Below are 19,066 nucleotides of genomic sequence, written 5' to 3'. Positions count from 1 at the left end.
CGCGGCGGAGCGGGCGCGCACCGTAGAATTCGCGTCGTGGTCATACCGAACCAGCCCATCGGCAATCCGATCGAGCATCCGAACGCGACGGCGGTGCTGTGGCTCGGGGTGGCGAGCGTGCTGTGCTGCGGTGTGCTCGGTCCGGTGGCGTGGGCGATGGGCAAGCGCGCGCTGGATCAGATCGAGGAGTCCCACGGCGCCTACGGCGGCCGCGTTCAGGTGGTGGTCGGGTACATCCTCGGCATCATCGGCACCATCTTCATGATCATCTTCGCGGTGCTCTATCTGCTGATCCTGTTGGGCGGCAACGCTTAACCGAGGCTGGGCCGTTCCTGGTCTTCCTTGTCGTCCCAGGCCGGCCATTCCTCGCTGACGCTGCCGGTCCAGTTCGGTTGCCTGCGTTCCTTGAACGCCGCCATCGCCTCGCCGCCGTCGATGCTCTTGCTCACGTGCGCGTTCAGGTCGGTCTCCAGCTGCCCGACCATCGCCGGGCTCATCCCGAGACCTTCCCACAGCAGCCGCTTGGACATGGCCACCGGCAGCGGCGCCGACCCGTTGGCGATGTCGTGCGCGATCGCCAGCGCCATCGGCAGCACCTCGCCGCCGGGCATGCTGCCGTTGGCCAGGCCCATCGCCTTGGCCTCGTCGCCGTCGAAGGTGCGACCGGTCAGCATGATGTCCGCGGCGTTGGCCATGCCGACCAGGCGGGGCAGCGTCCAGTGCGCGTAGCCGTCGGCCACTACGCCGCGCCGGACCTGATTGAGCCCGTAGACCGCGTCCTGCGCCATGTACCGCAGGTCGCACTGCAACGCCAGGGCCAGCCCGATGCCGACCGCGTGCCCGTTCACCGCGGCGATCACCGGCTTGCGCACCCGCCACGGGGCCGGCTCGATGGTGGCGCTGACGTCGCCGACCCGGCTGGACAGGTCCGCCCCCGCGCAGAACGCGGGCGGCGTCCCGGTGATCACCACGACCCGGATGTTGTCCTCGTCATCGCAGCGCTGCAACGCGGCGCTCAATTCGGCGGCCAACGCCGGGGTGAAGGCGTTCTGCTGAGCGGGCCGATTGAGCGTGAGCACGGCGATGCCCGCGGAGACATCGACGTGCAGTTCCGAACTCATGCCAGCATGTTAGTCGAGGTCGCCCCGCCCTGACCCGGCCCCGAAAAACCTCGCTCAACCACGCAGTACTTTGCGCCCGATCGCGTACTTGTGCACCTCGGTCGGGCCGTCGTAGAGCCGGAACGCGCGGATGTCGCGGAAGATCATCTCGACCACCGTCTCGTCGCTGATGCCGATGCCGCCGAGCACCTGCACGCACCGGTCGGCCACCTTGAACAGCTCCTCGGAGACATACGACTTCGCGATCGAGCTCTCGTGCCGCGCCTTCTCGCCCTGGTCCATCAGCCAGCAGGTGTGCCAGATGGTCAGCCGGCACTGGTGCAGCGCGATCTCGTTGTCCGCCAACATGAACGACACCCCCTCGTGCTCGCCGATCGGCTTGCCGAACGCGGTCCGGGTGCGCGCGTGCGCGACCGCGATGCTCTGCGCTCGCTCGGCCGCGCCGAGCCAGCGCATGCAGTGCGTGAGCCGCGCCGGTGCCAGCCGCAGCTGGGCGTAGCGCAGCGCCTGGCCCGCGTCGCCGAGCAGCGCCGACTGCGGCAGCGTCAGGTTGTCGAACCGGACGACGCCGTGCCCGGCCACGTAGTTGCGGTCCATCGTGTTCATCGTGCGTTCGATGACGATCCCCGGCTGATCGCCGTCGGTGAGGAACAGGGTGGGGCCCGCGGGCAGGTGCGGGTTCTCCGCGAGCCGGGCCATGATGATCCACGTCTTGGCGCCGTTCGCCCCGGTGATCAGCCACTTGCGGCCGTTGACGGTGAAGTTCTCGCCGTCGAAGGTGGCGGTGGTGGCCAGCTGCGCCGGGTCCGAGCCCGCGCCGTCCGGCTCGGTCATGGCGAACACCGAGCGGTGCTGCCCGGCGACCATCGGCGCGAGGTGCCGCTCGACCTGTTCCGGGTTCGCCACCTTGGACAGCAGGAACATATTGCCCTCGTCCGGCGCCGCGCAGTTCATCGCGATCGGGCCCAGGGTGGACCAGCCGGCCGCCTCGTAGATCACCGCCTGCTCGAGGTGCGAGAGCCCGCGTCCGCCGAGCGACTCCGGCGCCTGCACGGTGAGCAGCTTCTCCGCCCTGGCCAGCTCGACCAATTCCTGGCGCAGTTCGTCGGTCGGACCGTGCGCGGTGAGCCGCGGATCCCGTTCGAACGGAACGATCTGGTCGATGACGAACCGTCGTACTCGATCGCGTTCGGCGGCGAGCTCGGCGGGCATCGAGAAGTCGATCATCGTTGGTCACCAATCGTTCGGAGGGTGCTTGGGTCGAGCATACGAAACCCGGATCGAGCGACTGAAGGCACCTGCCATCAAGGCGTCCGATGGACCGTTACCTGAACGTTATGCAACTCCTGCGGGAGATGCGTAGAGATCCGCGGCCATGTTCCGACCTGACAGTGCGCGCCACCGTGGCTCGCGACACCGGAAGGAACAAGCAGATGCGCAAGCTGATCGTCGTCAACGTCATGTCCCTCGACGGCTGCTACGAGGGCCCCGGCGGCAACGTCATGGCCATGCCGATGGACGCCGCCTTCGACGGCTACAACCTGGAGCGGATCAGTACCGCCGGCACCGTGGTGCTCGGCGGCAACTCCTACGGCCTGTTCCAAGGCTTCTGGCCGAGCGTCGCGGAGGACACCTCGGCCTCGGCCACGAATCAGGAATTCGCCAAGCGCTACAACGCCATCGACAAGCTCGTCGTCTCCGACAGCGCGACCCCGCCCGCCGCCGGGCACCCGTGGGCCGGCAACACCACCATCATCGGCCGGTCCGGCGCGTCGGCGGCGCTGCGCGCGCTGAAGCGGGAAAACGGCGGCGACATAGTCATTTTCGCGAGCCGGGTGCTGTGGAACGACCTGGCGGCACGGGGCCTGATCGACGAACTCCACCTGATCGTCGGCGCGACGCCGCTCGGCGCGGGTACCCCGCTGTTCGGGCCGGACTTGCCGGCCCTGCACCCCCTCGGCACCCGCACGTTCGACGACTCCGACAACATCCTCGTCCGCTATCGAGTCGACCAGCCCGCGTGAAACCCGTTGCGCGAGATCAGGGAACCGTCCCTGATCTCAGCGGGCGCGGGCGAGCCGGCGCCGCCGGGCACCGAGCACCCGGCAGACCAGGTAGATCAGAAACGAGATCGTCGTGACGAACGTCGACACCGGTACGCCGGGCGCCAGCGACAGCAGAATGCCGCCCACCGCGGCGATTTCGGCGAAGATCACGGCGAACACGGTGGCCCGCACCGGATTCGCGGTCAGCTGCGCGGCCGCGGCGGCCGGCGTGATCAGCAACGCGAGCACCAGCAACGCGCCGACGATCTGCACCCCGAACGCCGCGGTGATGCCGAGCAGCACCGCGAACACGATCGACAGCGCCCGCACCGGAACCCCGCGCGCCACCGCGACTTCCGGATCGGAGCTGGCGAACAGCAACGGCCGGTAGACGATCGCCAGCACCGCGAGCACGCCGACGGTGCAGGCCGCGAGCAGCGTGATCCCGCTGTTGCCGACGCTGACCACCTGCCCGGTCAGCAGCGAGAACTTCGACCCGGCCCGATCCGGACCGAGCCACAGGAACAGCACGGACAACCCGAGCCCGAACGACAGCACCACCGCGATCACCGAATCGCGTTCCCTGGCCCGCGTTCCCAGCAGGCCGAACAGCACCGCCGCCACCACCGACCCGGCGATCGCGCCGACGCCGACGCCGATCCCGGCGAGCAGCGCCGCGGCCGCGCCGGTCAGCGACAGTTCACTGGTGCCGTGCACCGCGAACGACATCTGCCTGCTGATGATCAGCGGCCCGATCACCCCGGACAGCAGTCCGAGCAGTGCGGCGGCCAGCACCGCCTGCTGGACGAAGTCGTAGGACATCAGGTTCGCGGTGGTGCCGAAGTCGAACATCTTGCCGAGCACCCCGGACAGTTTGTCGATCACGAGCGCACCACGCTCGCCTCCGGTGCGGCGACCGCCGGATTGTCCCCGTGGCAGTGCGCGCCGGCCGTGCCGAGCGCGTCCATGGTGTCCCCGGTGCCGACCACCACCAGCCGTCCGCGCACCCGCAGCACATCGACCTCGGTCTGATACAGCTCCGACAGCACCGCCGACGTCATGACCTCCGCCGGCGTGCCGATCCGGAACTTGCCGTCCACCAGGTACAGCACCCGATCCACCAGCGGCAGAATCGGATTGATCTCGTGCGTGACGAACAGCACCGCGGTGTCGTGGCCGCGCCTGCGCTTGTCGATCAGTTCCGCCACCAGGCGCTGGTTGGCCAGATCCAGGCTCAGCAGCGGTTCGTCGCAGAGCAGCACCTTCGGGTCACCGACCAGCGCCTGCGCCACCCGCAGCCGCTGCTGCTCGCCGCCGGACATGGTCTCCAGCGGCGCGTTCGCGAACCGCTCCGCACCCACATCGGCGATCGCCGCCGCGACCTTGCGCCTGCGCTCGGCCCGCGCGCGCAGCCCGAGTCCCCAGCGGTGGCCGTCATAGCCCAGGCCGACGAGGTCCACGCCGCGCAGCTGCACCCCGGCGTCGATCGTCTTCTGTTGCGGCACATAGCCGATATCCGGATTGCCGGTCCGCGCGGGCGCGCCGGCGATCTGCGCGGTACCGGCGCTGAGCCCGAGCTGGCCGAGCAGCACCCGCATGAGCGAGGTCTTGCCGGAGCCGTTGGGTCCGAGCACCGCGACGAATTCGCCCGGCGCGACCTCGAGATCCAAACCCTGCCAGAGTGTCCGGTCGCCGAACGACAACCGGGCCCCGTCCAGCCGGACCGCCGGAAGGACTTGCCGCCGTACCGTTTCCCTGTGCTCGTTCGACGCGACCCCCGGCGTCGTCACGGTCCCGCTCAACTCAACGCCGCGCTGAGCGCCTGCGCGTTCTTGGTCTGCCACTGCAAGTAGTCCATTCCGGCGGGCAGGGTTTCGGTCACCTCGACGACCGCCAGCCCGTTCGACTGCGCCACCGAGCGCAGGTCCTTGGTGATCTTGTCCTGGGTCTGAACGTTGTAGACGAGCGCGCGAACCTGCTTGCCGGTCAACAGTTCCCGGGTCGCCGCCACGGCGGCGGGCGCCGGATCGGTCTCCTGCTCGATCGCCTCCTGGAACTCGTGCGGCGTCTTGTCCTCCACCCCTGCGGCGAGCAGCAGGTAGTGGGCCAGCGGTTCGGTCTGCAAAACCGGTGTTTTCGGGTGCTCGGCGGCGAGTTTGCCTGCGATCGAGGTGATTCCGGCCAGCCCGGTCTTGAATGTGTTGGCTCGCTCAGTGAAGCCGCCCGCGGCGCCGGGTGCCAGCTCGCCCAGGCTGCTCGCGATCCGGTCCGCGACCGCCGCCACGGTCTTCGGGTCGTAGAAGACATGCTCGTTCTGGTCGCCCTTGTCCGGCCGGGATTCGAACGCGTCGACGGTGCGCTTGTTCCGCCCCGCGACCGCCTTTTCGGCGAACTCGTCGTAACCGCCGCCGTTGTAGACGACCAGGTCCGCGTCGCGCAGCTTGGCCGACTCGACGGCCGAGGTCTCGTGCGAGTGCGGGTCGGCGGACGGATCGCTGATGATCGACTCGACGGTGGCGTCCGGACCGGCGATCGTCGCGGCGATATCGCCCCAGACATTGGTGGACGCGATGACGGTCGGCTTACCCGAATCCTTCGTGTCGCCGCCGCAGGCGGTGAGCGAGAGTGCGGCGACAACCCCCACGGCGGCACCGGCGAACCGTATGGCAATGCTTGTCTTCACGCGGGGGCACTCCTGTGACGCTCAACAGCTGGTGACGCACTCGAGCGGGTGACACTACGCAGCTTAATGGAAATGGTTTCTGTTTCACTTTAGCAACCGCGTGCCGCCGAGACGAGTCCGGGCCCGCCGACCGGGACGCGCGGTTGCGCCTCCGTCGACGGGCCCGGAACGAACCCGGTGGACCCGGTTAGACGAGCACCTCCGCCGGCTGACCGAGCAGCTGGGCGCAGCGCAGCAGGCCGAGATGGCTGTAGGCCTGCGGGTGATTGCCGAGCGAGCGTTCGGCCACCGGGTCGTACTCCTCGCTCAGCAGCCCGGTCGGTCCGGCCACGTCCACCAGCTGGGCGAACAGCGCCTCGGCGTCCGAGCGCTTGCCGATCAGCAGGTACGCCTCGACCAGCCAGGCCGCGCAGAGGTGGAAGCCGCCCTCGCCGCCGGGCAGGCCGTCGTCGTGGTGGTACCGGTACACCGTCGAGCCGCTGCGCAGCTCGGCCTCGGTCGCGACGACGGTCGCGGCGAAGCGCGGATCGGACGGATCGATCAGCCCGCTCAACCCGATGTGCAGCGTCGCCGCGTCCAGATCGGTGCCGTCGTAGGCCGCGGTGAACGACTGGACCTCGTCGTTCCAGCCCTTCGACTTCACCTCCTCGGCGATGGTGTCGCGCAACACCGTCCAGGCCGGGTCGACCTCGCGGGCGAACTTCCGGGCCAGGGTCAGCGCCCGGTCCACGGTCAGCCAGCCCATCACCTTCGAGTACACGTGATGACGCGGGTTGCCGCGGATCTCCCAGATGCCGTGGTCGGGTTCCTGCCAGCGCCGCTGCACCGCGGAAACCATGGCGCGCACCAGTTCCCAGTCCGCGTCCGGCAGCGCCGCGGCCGGATCGGTGATGCCCTGGAGTTCCCGCGCGTGTGACAGGCTCGCGATCAGGTCGACGATCGGGCCGAACACGTCCAGCTGCACCTGCATGTTGGCCGCGTTGCCGACCCGGACCGGGCGCGAACCCGCGTAACCCGGCAGCTGATCGATCACGGCCTCGGGCGGCAGCGTCTCGCCGTACAGCGTGTACAGCGGGTGCAGGCGCTCGGGCCCCGGCAGGGTCTCCAGCACGCGGTGCACCCAGACCAGGAACTGCTCGGCTTCGTCGAGCGAACCGAGCGACACCAGGGCCTGCGCGGTGAGCGACGCGTCGCGCAGCCAGCAGTACCGGTAGTCCCAGTTGCGCACGCCGCCGATGTCTTCCGGCAGCGACGTGGTCGCCGCGGCCAGGATGGACCCGGACGGCGCGTGCACCAGCCCGCGCAGGGTCAGCGCGGAACGCTTCATCAGATCCGGCTTCAGCTGCGGCAACTGCAACGTGCCCGCCCACTGCGACCAGTAGCCCTCCGCGATCCGCCGCCGCTCCAGCTCGTCGGTCTTGGCCGGCGCGAGATCGGAGGTGCCGCAACGCATTTCCAGCACGATCGGCCCCTTGGCCGGGTCGACCACGGCGCGCGCGGAGTCGTGCGTGCCGTCGCTGGTGATCTCCCAGGTCAGTCCGGGGGAGCGCAGCACCATCGGATCGTTGGTGCCGAGCACCCGCAGGCCGTTCTCGGACGCCTCGATGCTCACCGGCACCTGGCCGAACTCCGGGCGCGGCGCGAAGGTCACCACGGCCTTGGCGTCGCCGGTGATCACCCGGGTCAGGTCGGTCCGGGTGGCTGCCACGTCGTGCGGCAGATAGTCCACCACTTGCAGCTTGGCCCAACGGGTTTCGACGGTCATGGTGCTGTCGATGTAGCGCTGCGACAGCGGCAGGCCCGGCCGTTCCGGCTCGATGGTGAAGTGCCCGGCCTGCGGTCCGCCGAGCAGGTGGGCGAACACCGCGGCCGAGTCCGGTTCCGGATGACAGAACCAGGTGACCGTCGCGTCCGGGGTCAGCAGCGCCACCGAGCGCGGGCTGGCCAGCATGGTCAGCCGCTCGATCCGGGGCGCGCTCGCGCCGGCCAGCCAGGTGCGCCGCTCCTCCAGCAGGAAGGCGAGGGCGCAGGACACCGCCTCGGTGCTGTCGACCCGGTACTTGGCCTGGCTGTCGCCCTCGCCGACCTTGATGCCGAGGTCGGGGCCGGACAGCACGCGGAAGGCCTTCTCGTCGGTCACGTCGTCACCGAAGAACACCGCGGCCGACGCGGCGGCCTGATGCCGGATGGTGTCGAGTGCGGTGCCCTTGTCGGTTTGCACCACGGCCAGTTCGATGACGGCCTTGCCCTCGGTCACCTGCACGCCGAACCACAGCGCCGGACCCTGCCGGACCTGGGTCAGCGCCCGGTGGCCGATCTCCGGGCCGGCGTTGCGCACGTGCAGCGCGACGCTGGCCGGCTTGATCTCGACGGTGACGCCCGGGTTCTCCGCGGCGACCTGGGTCAGCGCGGTCTGCACCTCTTGGAGCAGTTGTTTGGCGTCGTTGTCGATGGCGTGCACGAAGCCGACATCGAATTCCGAGCCGTGGCTACCGATGAGTTGTACCTCGACCGGAAGTCGCGACAAAGCGGCGAGGTCTCGCAGTGCGCGGCCGGAAATGACCGCGGCGGTGGTGCCGGTGAGTCCGGCGAGCGCGCGTAACGCACTCACCGATTCCCGGTGTGGAAAGGCCTTCGCCGGGTCGGAAACGATGGGCGCAAGCGTCCCGTCATAATCCGAGGCAACCAACAGTCTCGGCACTCGCGCGACTGTCGACAGTGCACGACGAAGTTCCAGTGGCAGATCCTGTGCGCTCACGCATCCAACCTAGTGATCGGAGGAGTTTTTTCATGGGCGGGCAGAACAATACTGGGTTAGATTTGCCGCACCGACGCCCGCCGCTATGCGTGCGCTGTGTCTGATTTTCCGCCTGTTCGCGCCGGAGTGCGCGGCGAGGGCCCGAACTCGGGTCCGAGCGGCCACAACCGGTCACTTCTTCGCGTGCGCTGCGATCATGCCGATGTGCCATGGGTAGTGCGGGGGTCGCGCAAAACTCGCGCTACCCGGTGACGCCGAGCGGCGGGCGCGGACGCGAATTGTGTGTGCCCGGCCCGCCTTCGGCCCGAATGTGATCTTCCGCACGAACCCGGCGCCGATCCAGGATTTGCCGGGTATGCGCTGGCTGTCCGAATGTCAGGAGCGGTCGCCGAGCAGCAGATCGACGGTCAGCTCGAGCCGCTCGGTCACGTCGGTCGCGGACGCGCGCCGGGTCAGCCACGCGACCAGGTTCGACAGCCACACATCGCTGATCACCCGCGCGATGGCCAGCTGACGCTCGTCCGGCTCGCCGTCGTTCATGGCGCGGGCGAACACCCGGTCCATCACCTTGCCGACCCGGTCGACCTCGGCGGCCGCCGACGCGTCGGCGAACATGAACGCCCGCGTCATGGCCTCGGTGAGCAGCGGGTCGCGCTGCATCATCCGGGTGATCTGCTGCAGCAGCAGGTGCATGCGCTCCTGCGGCGACTGCCCGGCAAGCGGCTTGCGCTTGCCCTCGATCTGCTCGAATTCGCGCGACAGCGCGGACACCAGCAGGTGCACTTTCGAGGGGAAATACCGGTACAACGTCCCGACTGCGACATCGGCGCGTTCGGCCACGGCCCGCATCTGCACCGCGTCGTAGCCGCCCTTGGAGGCCAGCGCCAGCGTCGCGTCGAGAATCCGCTTCCGCCGCTCCCGCTGCGCGGCCGAACTCAGCTCGTCCTCACTGAGCGTCGTAACGGTCGCGGTCGCCGTCGCTCGTGCCGCCGAATTGCCATCGGCCGGCTGCGATCGGGAGGGACTGGCCATCGGTGAGAGTCCTTTCCGGAGACGTCGTTGGTGTAACTGGCCCGAGTATCGGCTCGGCGGTCGTCTCTTGACTTCCGCACAGCTAGGATATTAGAACATGTTCTAGGTGTGGGAGTCACGCCGGGAAGGCGGTACGGAGTGTGACCATCGCCACCACTGACGAGCATAAAGCCGTCCAGGAGTCGATGCGTGGGTGGGCCGGATCGGTGCGTCCAATTGCAACAATGCGGACCGATCCGAGCGCCTTCTGGCGCGCGTACTGGCCCGGCCTCGCCGATCTCGGCATCTTCCGGGTCGCCGTGGCCGAGGACGCCGGCGGGGCAGGCGGTTCGGTCGCCGATCTCGCCGTGCTGGTCGAGCAGGCCGCGCACGATCTGGTCGGCGGGCCCGTGCTGGCCACGGCGCTGGCCAATCTGATCACCGCGGGACGGATCGACGAGCAACTACCGTGTGGCGTCGCGCTGGACTTCATTGTCGGCGCGCAGGTCAGCGTACCGGCCGAGGCCGGCGAGCTGTCGCTGACCGGTTCCTGGGACGCGGTCCTCGGCGCGGCGCCGGGAACCGCTGTGCTGCTTCCGGTTTCCACCCCGCAGGGGCAGCGCTGGATCCTGCTCGAGCCGGACACCGAAGGGCTTCGGGTCGAACCGCTTTCGCCGCTGGACCTGAGCACGCCGCTGGCCCGGGTGCACTGCGCCGACGTGCGGGTACCGGCCGGGCGGAGCTTCGTGTCGCCGCACGCGGTCGAGGATCTGGTCGTGGTGCTCGCCGCGGCCGAACTGGCCGGGCTGGCGGGCTGGTGCCTGGACACCGCGGTCGAATACGCAAAGGTCCGTGAGCAATTCGGGCGCAAGATCGGCTCGTTCCAGGCGGTCAAGCACATCTGTGCCTGGATGCTGTGCCGGGCCGAACTCATCCGGGCGGTGGCGGCCGACGCCGCGGCCGCCGTGGACGAGGGCGGCGCGGAGCTGCCCGTCGCGGCCGCGATCGCCGCCGCCATCTCGCTGGACGCCGCGGTCGACACCGCCAAGGACTGCATCCAGGTGCTCGGCGGCATCGGCTTCACCTGGGAGCACGACGCGCACCTGTACCTGCGCCGGGCGGTGGCCCTGCGTCAGCTGCTCGGCGGGTCGGCGCGCTGGCGGGCCAGGCTCACCGAACTGACCCGTGCGGGTCAGCGGCGCAGCACCGGCGCCGATCGCGTGTTCGCCGCCGAAGGTGTTGCGGCCGTTGACAACAACAGCGCCGACGAACTGTCAGCGGAGGTTTCCCGGATCGCCGCGCTGCCCGTCGATCAGCAGCGCTCGGCCCTGGTCGACGCCGGGCTGGCCATGCCGCACTGGCCCGCGCCCTACGGCCGCGGCGCGGATCCGATGACCGGGCTGCTGATTTCGGAAGAGCTGCGCCGGGCCGGCCTCACCGCGCCCGATCTGGCCATCGGCGGCTGGGCGGTGCCCACGCTGTTGCAGCACGGCACGCAGGAGCAGATCGATCGCTTCGCATGGCCGACCCTGCGCGGCGAGGTCGTCTGGTGCCAGCTGTTCAGCGAACCGGGCGCCGGGTCCGATCTGGCCGCGCTGCGCACCACCGCGAAAAAGGTGGACGGCGGCTGGGTGCTGAACGGGCAGAAGGTGTGGACGTCGCTGGGCGACCAGGCGAACTGGGCGATCTGCCTGGCCCGCACCGACCCCGACGCGCCGAAACACCGTGGCATCAGCTACTTCCTGGTGGACATGCACAGCGCCGGACTGCAGGTGCGTCCGCTGGTGCAGATCACCGGGGAGGCGCGATTCAGCGAGGTGTTCCTCGACGATGTCTTCGTCCCGGACGACGGCGTGGTCGGCGCATTGAGCAACGGCTGGAAGATCGCCAGGTCGACGCTGTCCACCGAGCGGGTGGCGATGGGCGCCAACGGCATCGGGCCGGTGCTGGAAGAACTCATCGCGAAATTGCCCGCCACCGGGCCCGGTTCGGAATTGACCAACGACCGACTTGGCGGATTTGTCGCCGATGCGATTGCAGGTTTGCTGCTCGAACAGCGCGCCGCCGTAAAAATGTTGGCAGGCGCCGATCCCGGCGCACAGAGCAGCGTACGCAAACTCGTCGGCGTCCGGCATCGCCAGGCGGTCGCGGAATTCGCCGCCGAGTCGGCAGGTCCCGCCGGTGCGCAGGACTCGGAAGTGGTAAAAGAATTCCTGCTCACACGCTGTTTATCGATTGCAGGCGGCACCGAACAAATCCTGCTGACCGTCGCCGGTGAGCGGATTCTCGGACTACCGCGCGACGCGGACAGCTAGCGACGAGTCGACTGGAGCTATTAAGCATGGATTTCACCAGGGACGAGGGCCAGGACGCGGTGGCCGAGGTCGTCGTGAGTTTATTGGAACGGGAACCGGCCCGTGATTTCGCCTTGTGGCCCAGCCTGGTCGAGACCGGGCTGCTCTCGGTCGCGCTGCCGGAGCGGTTCGGCGGCGACGGGATGGGGCTGTCCGAGATATCGGTGCTGCTGACCGAGCTGGCCACCGACGCGGTCGCGGTGCCCGCACTGCCGACGCTGGGCTTCGGGCTGCTGCCGCTGCTTTCGCTGCTGCCGGACAGCCTGGCCGAGCGGGTGCTGCCCGACGTGGCCGAGGGCGCGGTGCTCACCGCGGCGCTCAGCGAGCCGGCCGCGCCGTTCGCGGTCAAGCCGGAGACGGCGGCGGTCGCCGACGGCGATTCGGTGCGGATCACCGGGCACAAGATCGCCGTGCCGTACGCGGAGGAGGCCCGCTGGCTGCTGATCCCGACCAATTCCGGTATCGCGCTGATCGATTCGGACGCGAAGGGCCTGATCCGGGTGCCGTCACCGGTGTCCGGCGGCGGCCCCGAGTGCACCGTCCGGCTCGATCGGGTGCGCATCCCGGCCGACCAGCTACTACCCGGTGGCCTGGCCGAGCTGCACCGACTAGCGCTCGCGTCGATCGGCTCGGTCGCGGACGGACTGCTCAAGGGCGCGCTCGTGCTGACCGCCGAACACCTGCGCACCCGCCGCCAATTCGGCAGGCCGCTGGCCGAGTTCCAGGCCGTGGCCCAGCAGATCGCGGATCTGTACGTCGTCTCGCGCACCCTGCACGTGGCCGCCGTCTCGGCGAATTGGGCACTGGCGCAAGACGATTCCAGTCCGGAACACCAGGCGCGGATCGACGACGATCTCGACGTCCTGGCCTACAGCGTGGCCGCCGATCTGCCTGCCGCCATGCAGAAGTGTCATCACCTGCACGGCGGGCTCGGCGTGGACATCACCCACCCGATGCACCGCTACTACTCACAAGCCAAGGACATCGCTCGCTGGCTCGGCGGCGCATCGTTCCGACTAGATCGACTGGGGGCCAGATGTTCATCGACCTGACCACCGAGCAGCGTCAGCTGCGCGGCGAATTGCGCTCGTACTTCGCCGATCTCGTCACCGCGGACGAGGAAGCCGCGATGGCGGTGAACCGGCACGGCGACGCCTACCGCGAGGTGGTGCGCCGGATGGGCCGCGACGGCTGGCTCGGCGTCGGCTGGCCGAAGCAGTACGGCGGGCAGGGTTTCGGCCCCGTCGAACAGCAGATCTTCTTCAATGAGGCGGTGCGCGCGGACGTTCCGCTGCCGCTGGTCACGCTGCTGACCGTCGGGCCCACCCTGCAACAGTTCGGCACCGACGCGCAGAAGAAGCAGTTCCTGCCCGGAATCCTTTCCGGCGAAGTCCATTTCGCCATCGGCTACTCCGAACCGGAGGCCGGCACCGACCTGGCCTCGCTGCGCACCGCCGCGGTGCGCGACGACTCCGGCGACTGGGTGGTCAACGGCCAGAAGATCTTCACCACCGGCGCGCACGAGGCCGATTACATCTGGCTGGCCTGCCGCACCGGTTCGGTCGAATCGCGGCACCGCGGCATCACCATCCTGATCGTGGACACCAAGGATCCGGGCTACTCCTGGACGCCGATCATCACCTGCGACGGCGCCCATCACACCAACGCGACCTACTTCGACGACGTCCGGGTGCCGGCCGACATGCTGGTCGGCGAGGAGAACGGGGGCTGGCGGCTGATCACCACCCAGCTCAACCACGAGCGGGTCGGTCTCGGTCCGTCCGGCAAGATCGAGCAGCTCTACGACCGGGTGCGCGAGTGGGCGCAGCCGCGCGGCGTGCTCGGCGAGACCGATGTGCGCCGCTCGCTCGGGCGCATGCACGCCATGGTCCGGTTGAACGAGCTGTTGAACTGGCAGGTGGCCGCGACCGTCGATGGGGACCCGGCGAGCGTGATCGCCGACGCGTCGGCCACCAAGGTCTTCTCCACCGAGGCGCTGCAGGAAGCGGGCCGCCTCGCCGAGGAGATCGTCGGCCGCTACGGCGATCCCGCCGAGCCGGCCACCGCGGAGCTGCTCACCTGGCTGGACCGGCGAACCAAACAGAACCTGGTGGTGACCTTCGGCGGCGGTGTCAACGAGGTGATGCGCGAACTCGTCGCCACGGCCGGGCTGAAGCTGCCGCGAGTACCCAGATAGCCACCAGACAGTGCTAGTCGAGAAGGAGCCGCGCGTGCCGGAAACTACCAGTCCGGAAGCGATCGTCGCCGAGGCGGAACGGATCAAGGCGGCCGGTGATTGCACCCCCCGGTTCGGGCGTGACCCGGTGAACCAGCCGATGATCAACAACTGGGTCGAGGCGATCGGCGACACCAACCCCATCTACGTCGATGCGGAGGCCGCCAAAGCGGCCGGACATCCGGGAATCGTCGCACCTCCCGCCATGGCGCAGGTGTGGACCATGTTCGGGCTCAACGGCGTCCGGCCCGCGGACGATCCGATGGGCGACGCCACCGAACTGCTGGACGCGGCCGGATACACCTCGGTTGTCGCCACCGACTGCCAGCAGACCTATCACCGGTATCTGAATGTCGGCGAACAGGTCTCGGCGACCAGCAGGCTGTCGGAGATCCGTGGCCCGAAGCGAACGGCGCTGGGCGAGGGCTGGTTCGTCACCTTCCTGACCAGCTGGCACGTCGGCGACGAGCTGGTCGCCGAAATGCTGTTCCGGCTGCTGAAATTCGCGCCGGGTACCGCCGCGCCACCAGCGCCCGCCGGCGAGCGGGTCAAGCCGCTGGTCTCCTTGGATACCGAATTCTTCTGGGACGGAACGAAAGCGGGGGAGCTGCGGATCCAGCGACTGCCCGACGGCTCGCTACGGCACCCGCCGATCCCCGCCCTGTGGAAGGACAAATCGGAACAGACCGACTACGTCGTCGCCTCCGGGCGCGGCACCGTGTTCAGCTACGTCGTGCACCACGCGCCGAAAGTCCCCGGGCGGCAACTGCCGTTCGTGGTCGCGCTGGTCGAGTTGGAGGAAGGGGTGCGCATGCTCGGGGAACTGCGCGGGATCGATCCCGCCGAGGTTCAGGTAGGGCTGCCCGTCCAGGTGGAGTTCGAGAAGCTCGACGACGACGCGACGCTGCCGGTCTGGCAGGTGATCGCATGACGGCGACCGTCACACCGGCCACAGCGCGGGTCGGCACCGTGCTGCCCGAGCTGTCCATCCACGCCGATCCGACCTTCGTGGTCAGTACGGCCTTGGCCACCAGGGACTTTCAGGATGTGCACCACGACAGGGACAAGGCGATCGCCCGCGGTTCCAAGGACATCTTCGTCAACATCCTCACCGACACCGGCATCGTGCAGCGGTTCGTCACCGACTGGGCCGGGCCGCGCGCGGTGCTGAAGTCGATCTCGCTGCGGCTCGGCGTCCCGCTCTACGCCGGTGACACGCTCACCCTGTCCGGCACCGTGACCGCCATCGACGGCGACGACATCCACCTCGACATCGTCGGCAAGGACAGCCTCGGCGACCACATCACGGCGAAAGCCGTTATCGCATACCGGAGTTCAGATGAGCGAGCCTAGTATCTCGGGCCGCGCGGCCATCGTCGGCATCGGTGCCACCGACTTCTCCAAGGATTCCGGCCGCAGCGAATTGCGCTTGGCCGCGGAGGCGGTCACCGCGGCGCTGGCCGACGCGGGCCTCACCCCCGATGACGTCGACGGCCTGACCACCTTCACCATGGACACCAACACCCAGGCCGCCGTGGCCAGGGCGGTCGGCATCCCGCAGCTGAAGTTCTTCAGCCACATCGGTTATGGCGGCGGCGCGGCCTGCGCCACCATCCAGCAGGCCGCCATGGCGGTGGCCACCGGCGTCGCCGACGTGGTGGTCGCCTACCGTGCCTTCAACGAGCGGTCGGTGTCGCGGTTCGGCCAGTTCTCCACCGCGCTGGCCTCGGCTCCGACGTCGTCGGGCATCGACGCGGGCTGGTCCTACCCGCAGGGTCTCGGCACGCCCGCCGCGCAGGTGGCCATGGTCGCCCGGCGCTACATGCACGTATACGGCGCTACCAGTGCGGATTTCGGCCGCGTCGCGGTCGCCGACCGCAAGCACGCCGCGGTGAACCCGGAGGCCTTCTTCTACGGCAAGCCGATCACCCTGGAGGACCATCAGAATTCGCGCTGGATCGCCGAACCGCTGCATCTGCTCGACTGCTGCCAGGAGTCCGACGGCGGCGTGGCCATCGTCGTCACCAGCGTCGAACGGGCTCGCGACCTACCGCGGCGCCCGGCCGTGATCACCGCCGCCGCACAGGGTTCCGGCGCCGACCAGTACGTGATGACCAGCTACTACCGCGACGCGCTGTCCGGCCTGCCGGAGATGGGTCTGGTCGGCGATCAGCTCTGGGCCCAAAGTGGTTTGCGCCCGGACGATATGCAGGCCGCCATTCTCTACGACCACTTCACCCCCTTCGTCCTCATGCAGCTGGAGGAGCTCGGTTTCTGCGGTCGCGGCGAGGCCAAGGACTTCATCGCCGACGGCGCCATCGAGGTCGGCGGCAGGCTGCCGCTGAACACGCACGGCGGCCAGCTCGGCGAGGCCTACATCCACGGCATGAACGGCATCGCCGAGGCGGTACGCCAGATTCGCGGTACCTCGGTGAACCCGGTGGACAACGTGACGAACGTCGTGGTCACCGCGGGCACCGGCGTACCGACCTCGGGTCTGGTGCTCAGCGCCGGCTGAGCCGCTAGTGGATCGGCGCGCCCGGCTGGTCGTGCGTCGAGCAGTGGATGCCGCCGCCGCCCGCGGCGATCTCATCGATCGGGACCGGGACCACGTCCCGGCCCGGCAGGTGATCGCGCAGGATGCCCTGCGCCCGGTCGTCGGCCCGCCGGTCGCCGAACTCGGGCACGAACACCGCGCCGTTGGCGATGTAGAAGTTCGCGTAGCTGGACACGAATTCGTCACCCTCGCCGGTGATTTCGTCGGGATCGGGCTGCGGCAGGTCGATCACCTGCAACCTGCGTCCGCGTGCGTCGGTGGCCTCGGCGAGCACCCGCCGGGCCTGCTCGCTCGACCGTGACCACGAGTCCGCGGGCGAACCCGGAAACGCGGTGTCCAGCAACACGACCCCGGGCGCCACGTAGCGGACCAGGCAGTCGATGTGGGCATCGGTGATGTCCTCGCCGCGCACACCCGCGCACCAGATCACCTTCTCGATGCCGAGGGTCTGCTTCAACTCGGCCTCGAGCTGGTCGCGGCTCTTGCCCGGATTGCGGTTGTCGTTGACGATCGAGCTCTCGGTGACCAGCAGGGTGCCCTCGCCGTCGGTCTCCAGCGCGCCGCCCTCCGCGACGAACGGGGCCCGATAGCGCGGAATCTGATAGCGCGACAACAGTTTCTGACCGAGCGGACCGTCGTTGTCGTGGCGCTGCTTGTTGCCCCAGCCGTTGAAGCCGAGGTCCACGCCGACCACCTGGCCCGCCTGTTCGACGAAGACCGGGACGGTGTCGCGAGCCCAGAGGTCGTCCACCGCGAGCCCGATCACCTCGACGCCGCTGCCGCACGCGCGCTGCGCGGCATCGCGCTGATCCTCCCTGGCCAGCATGACGACGTACTCGTACTCGGCGATCTCCCGGGCCAGCCCGGCGATGTCCTTGCGCACGTCGCCGAGGTAGCTGCCCCAGATCGCCGCCTGGGCCGGCCAGGACATGAAGGTGCGCGCGTGGCTCTCCCACTCGGCGCCGAACCGGCCACCCGGCCCGGCCGGTGCCGGCGTGCCGGAACCGCTCTGGTCGCCGAGGCGGGACGGCTCCGCTGAGGCGCATGCCGAGACGCCTGCGGCGAGCAGGCCGGCGAGGACGCTGAAGGCAGATCGGCGGGACATGTGGTTCTCCATCACGGGGCTCCGATAGTCGATGATCCTGGCGAAAGATCCTGACTGAAATTTCAGTCAGGATTGCACGGTACCATGGTCGGCATGTCTCGTCGTGATTCGATCCTGGAGTCGGCCGCCCGCGTGGTCGCGCAACGCGGTATCCGCGGCCTACGGGTGGAGGAGCTGGCCGAAGCGGCCGGCGTCTCCACCTCGCTGATCTACTACCACTTCAAGGACCGGGCCGGCCTGCTCGCGCAGACCCTGGATTTCATCAGCACCCGGGCCGAGCGCTACACCGAATCCGAGGTCGACGCCGCCGCCGACCCGCTCGGCCACCTCCAGGAACTGCTGCTGCTCGAGCTCCAGGACGCCCCGCTGGTCGTCGAGAACAGCACCGCGTGGGGCGAATCCCGCGCCACCGCCGTCTTCCAGCCGGAACTGCGGGACCAGCTGCGCGACGCCACCGCGCACTGGACCGACCACCTGGGCGGATTGATCCGCAGCGCGCAGGACCGGGGCACCGTCCCCGCCGAGATCGCCCCCGCCGACGCCGCCGAACGCCTCACCGCACTGGTCGAAGGCGTCAGCATGCGCTGGCTCAGCGGCACCCTCGAACTCGACCGGGCCCGCGAATTGGTGCGCGGCGCAATCGCTCTCGAATTGGGCGTGCGGTCCTGAGCCCCGCGTAAGTTGGAATCGGCAAGATCGCCGCACCGGAGGAAACCTATGACCGCTCGGCACCTGGTCGACGTCCACGTCCTGCTCATCCGCGACGGCCGCCTGCTGCTCAGCAAGCGGCGCAGCGACGACGAATTCGACGGCCTCTGGCACCTGCCCGCCGGCAAACTCGAGGCGGGTGAATCCGCCACCGCCGCCGCGGTCCGGGAGGCCGCCGAGGAAACCGGCGTCCGCCTCGACCCGGCCGACCTGCGCCACATCCACACCGCCCACGTGGTCGGCTCCGGCCGCGACCCCCGCCTCGGCCTGTTCTTCGAGGCCCGCCACTGGACCGGCGACCCCACCAACCGCGAACCCGACCGCTGCCACGAACTGCGCTGGTTCCCCCTCGACGCCCTCCCCGACGCCATGATCGCCTACCCCGCCGCGGGCATCCGCGCCCACTTCACCGGCGCCACCTACAGCGAACGCGGCTGGTATGCCTCCGCGCCGACCCCGCCTGCTGGAGGTTGACAACCCTGCTCGGT

Annotated in this window: 18 protein-coding genes; 10 read left to right on the top strand and 8 right to left on the bottom strand. The window is 69.2% G+C overall.

What is annotated here, in order from left to right; genetic code table 11:
• Window positions 1–36 precede the first annotated feature (36 nt).
• A complete protein-coding gene (locus ACFYO1_RS40245) occupies window positions 37–315 on the top strand; it encodes a DUF4190 domain-containing protein (protein ID WP_387243722.1) in 279 nt (92 codons plus the stop codon).
• Here the strand turns inward: ACFYO1_RS40245 and ACFYO1_RS40240 are convergent.
• Both ACFYO1_RS40240 and ACFYO1_RS40235 read right to left on the bottom strand, forming a co-directional pair.
• Window positions 312–1,121 (bottom strand): enoyl-CoA hydratase/isomerase family protein, encoded by an 810-nt coding sequence (locus tag ACFYO1_RS40240; protein WP_387243719.1) that lies wholly within the window; start codon window positions 1,119–1,121, stop codon window positions 312–314. The genes ACFYO1_RS40245 and ACFYO1_RS40240 overlap by 4 nt on opposite strands.
• A gap of 54 nt (window positions 1,122–1,175) precedes the next feature.
• Window positions 1,176–2,348 (bottom strand): acyl-CoA dehydrogenase family protein, encoded by a 1,173-nt coding sequence (locus ACFYO1_RS40235; RefSeq protein ID WP_387243716.1) that lies wholly within the window; start codon window positions 2,346–2,348, stop codon window positions 1,176–1,178.
• A 206-nt stretch (window positions 2,349–2,554) separates the two neighbouring features.
• Between ACFYO1_RS40235 and ACFYO1_RS40230 the strand changes: the two genes are divergently transcribed.
• On the top strand, window positions 2,555–3,145 hold the full coding sequence (locus tag ACFYO1_RS40230) for a dihydrofolate reductase family protein (RefSeq protein WP_387243713.1): 591 nt from the start codon (window positions 2,555–2,557) through the stop codon (window positions 3,143–3,145).
• A 36-nt stretch (window positions 3,146–3,181) separates the two neighbouring features.
• Here ACFYO1_RS40230 and ACFYO1_RS40225 read toward each other — a convergent pair whose 3' ends face one another.
• The 5 genes from ACFYO1_RS40225 to kstR all read right to left on the bottom strand — a co-directional run bounded on the left by ACFYO1_RS40225 (window position 3,182) and on the right by kstR (window position 9,639).
• Entirely contained in the window at window positions 3,182–4,018 is an 837-nt protein-coding gene (locus tag ACFYO1_RS40225) for a metal ABC transporter permease (protein ID WP_387244106.1), read from the bottom strand.
• Between the two features lie 29 nt (window positions 4,019–4,047).
• Entirely contained in the window at window positions 4,048–4,884 is an 837-nt protein-coding gene (locus ACFYO1_RS40220; RefSeq protein ID WP_387244103.1) for a metal ABC transporter ATP-binding protein, read from the bottom strand.
• An 80-nt stretch (window positions 4,885–4,964) separates the two neighbouring features.
• Complete coding sequence (locus tag ACFYO1_RS40215) at window positions 4,965–5,849, bottom strand: metal ABC transporter solute-binding protein, Zn/Mn family (RefSeq protein ID WP_387243710.1); 885 nt, start codon at window positions 5,847–5,849, stop codon at window positions 4,965–4,967.
• A 187-nt stretch (window positions 5,850–6,036) separates the two neighbouring features.
• Window positions 6,037–8,607 carry a trehalose-phosphatase gene (otsB, locus tag ACFYO1_RS40210; RefSeq protein ID WP_387243707.1) on the bottom strand — a complete coding sequence of 857 codons (2,571 nt, stop codon included), beginning with the start codon at window positions 8,605–8,607 and terminating at the stop codon, window positions 6,037–6,039.
• 375 nt (window positions 8,608–8,982) lie between these two features.
• Window positions 8,983–9,639 (bottom strand): cholesterol catabolism transcriptional regulator KstR, encoded by a 657-nt coding sequence (kstR, locus tag ACFYO1_RS40205; RefSeq protein WP_387243704.1) that lies wholly within the window; start codon window positions 9,637–9,639, stop codon window positions 8,983–8,985.
• Between the two features lie 140 nt (window positions 9,640–9,779).
• Here kstR and ACFYO1_RS40200 point away from each other — a divergent pair, with 140 nt between their 5' ends.
• The 6 genes from ACFYO1_RS40200 to ACFYO1_RS40175 are packed head-to-tail and all read left to right on the top strand — an operon-like array spanning window position 9,780 to window position 16,726.
• Window positions 9,780–11,933 carry an acyl-CoA dehydrogenase family protein gene (locus ACFYO1_RS40200; RefSeq protein ID WP_387243701.1) on the top strand — a complete coding sequence of 718 codons (2,154 nt, stop codon included), beginning with the start codon at window positions 9,780–9,782 and terminating at the stop codon, window positions 11,931–11,933.
• Between the two features lie 26 nt (window positions 11,934–11,959).
• Entirely contained in the window at window positions 11,960–13,024 is a 1,065-nt protein-coding gene (locus tag ACFYO1_RS40195) for an acyl-CoA dehydrogenase family protein (RefSeq protein WP_387243698.1), read from the top strand.
• Window positions 13,009–14,169 (top strand): acyl-CoA dehydrogenase family protein, encoded by a 1,161-nt coding sequence (locus ACFYO1_RS40190; RefSeq protein WP_387243695.1) that lies wholly within the window; start codon window positions 13,009–13,011, stop codon window positions 14,167–14,169. Before ACFYO1_RS40195 ends, ACFYO1_RS40190 begins: the two co-directional genes overlap by 16 nt.
• A gap of 34 nt (window positions 14,170–14,203) precedes the next feature.
• Entirely contained in the window at window positions 14,204–15,139 is a 936-nt protein-coding gene (locus tag ACFYO1_RS40185; protein WP_387243692.1) for a bifunctional MaoC family dehydratase N-terminal/OB-fold nucleic acid binding domain-containing protein, read from the top strand.
• Complete coding sequence (locus tag ACFYO1_RS40180; RefSeq protein WP_387243689.1) at window positions 15,136–15,561, top strand: MaoC family dehydratase; 426 nt, start codon at window positions 15,136–15,138, stop codon at window positions 15,559–15,561. The genes ACFYO1_RS40185 and ACFYO1_RS40180 overlap by 4 nt, the downstream gene beginning before the upstream one ends.
• A complete protein-coding gene (locus tag ACFYO1_RS40175; protein WP_387243686.1) occupies window positions 15,548–16,726 on the top strand; it encodes a lipid-transfer protein in 1,179 nt (392 codons plus the stop codon). The genes ACFYO1_RS40180 and ACFYO1_RS40175 overlap by 14 nt, the downstream gene beginning before the upstream one ends.
• 4 nt (window positions 16,727–16,730) lie before the next feature.
• On the opposite strand, the gene ACFYO1_RS40170 is transcribed toward ACFYO1_RS40175, so the two are convergent.
• Window positions 16,731–17,870, bottom strand: a complete 1,140-nt coding sequence (locus ACFYO1_RS40170) for an agmatine/peptidylarginine deiminase (RefSeq protein ID WP_387243683.1) — start codon at window positions 17,868–17,870, stop codon at window positions 16,731–16,733.
• Between the two features lie 93 nt (window positions 17,871–17,963).
• On the opposite strand from ACFYO1_RS40170, the gene ACFYO1_RS40165 reads away from it, so the two are divergent.
• Window positions 17,964–18,539, top strand: a complete 576-nt coding sequence (locus ACFYO1_RS40165; protein WP_387243680.1) for a TetR/AcrR family transcriptional regulator — start codon at window positions 17,964–17,966, stop codon at window positions 18,537–18,539.
• Between the two features lie 48 nt (window positions 18,540–18,587).
• A complete protein-coding gene (locus ACFYO1_RS40160; protein ID WP_387243677.1) occupies window positions 18,588–19,052 on the top strand; it encodes an NUDIX domain-containing protein in 465 nt (154 codons plus the stop codon).
• Window positions 19,053–19,066: the final 14 nt, after the last annotated feature.

Source organism: Nocardia sp. NPDC006044 (assembly GCF_042871115.1).
Lineage (GTDB): Bacteria > Actinomycetota > Actinomycetes > Mycobacteriales > Mycobacteriaceae > Nocardia.
This window is presented reverse-complemented; position numbering and strand designations above follow the sequence as displayed.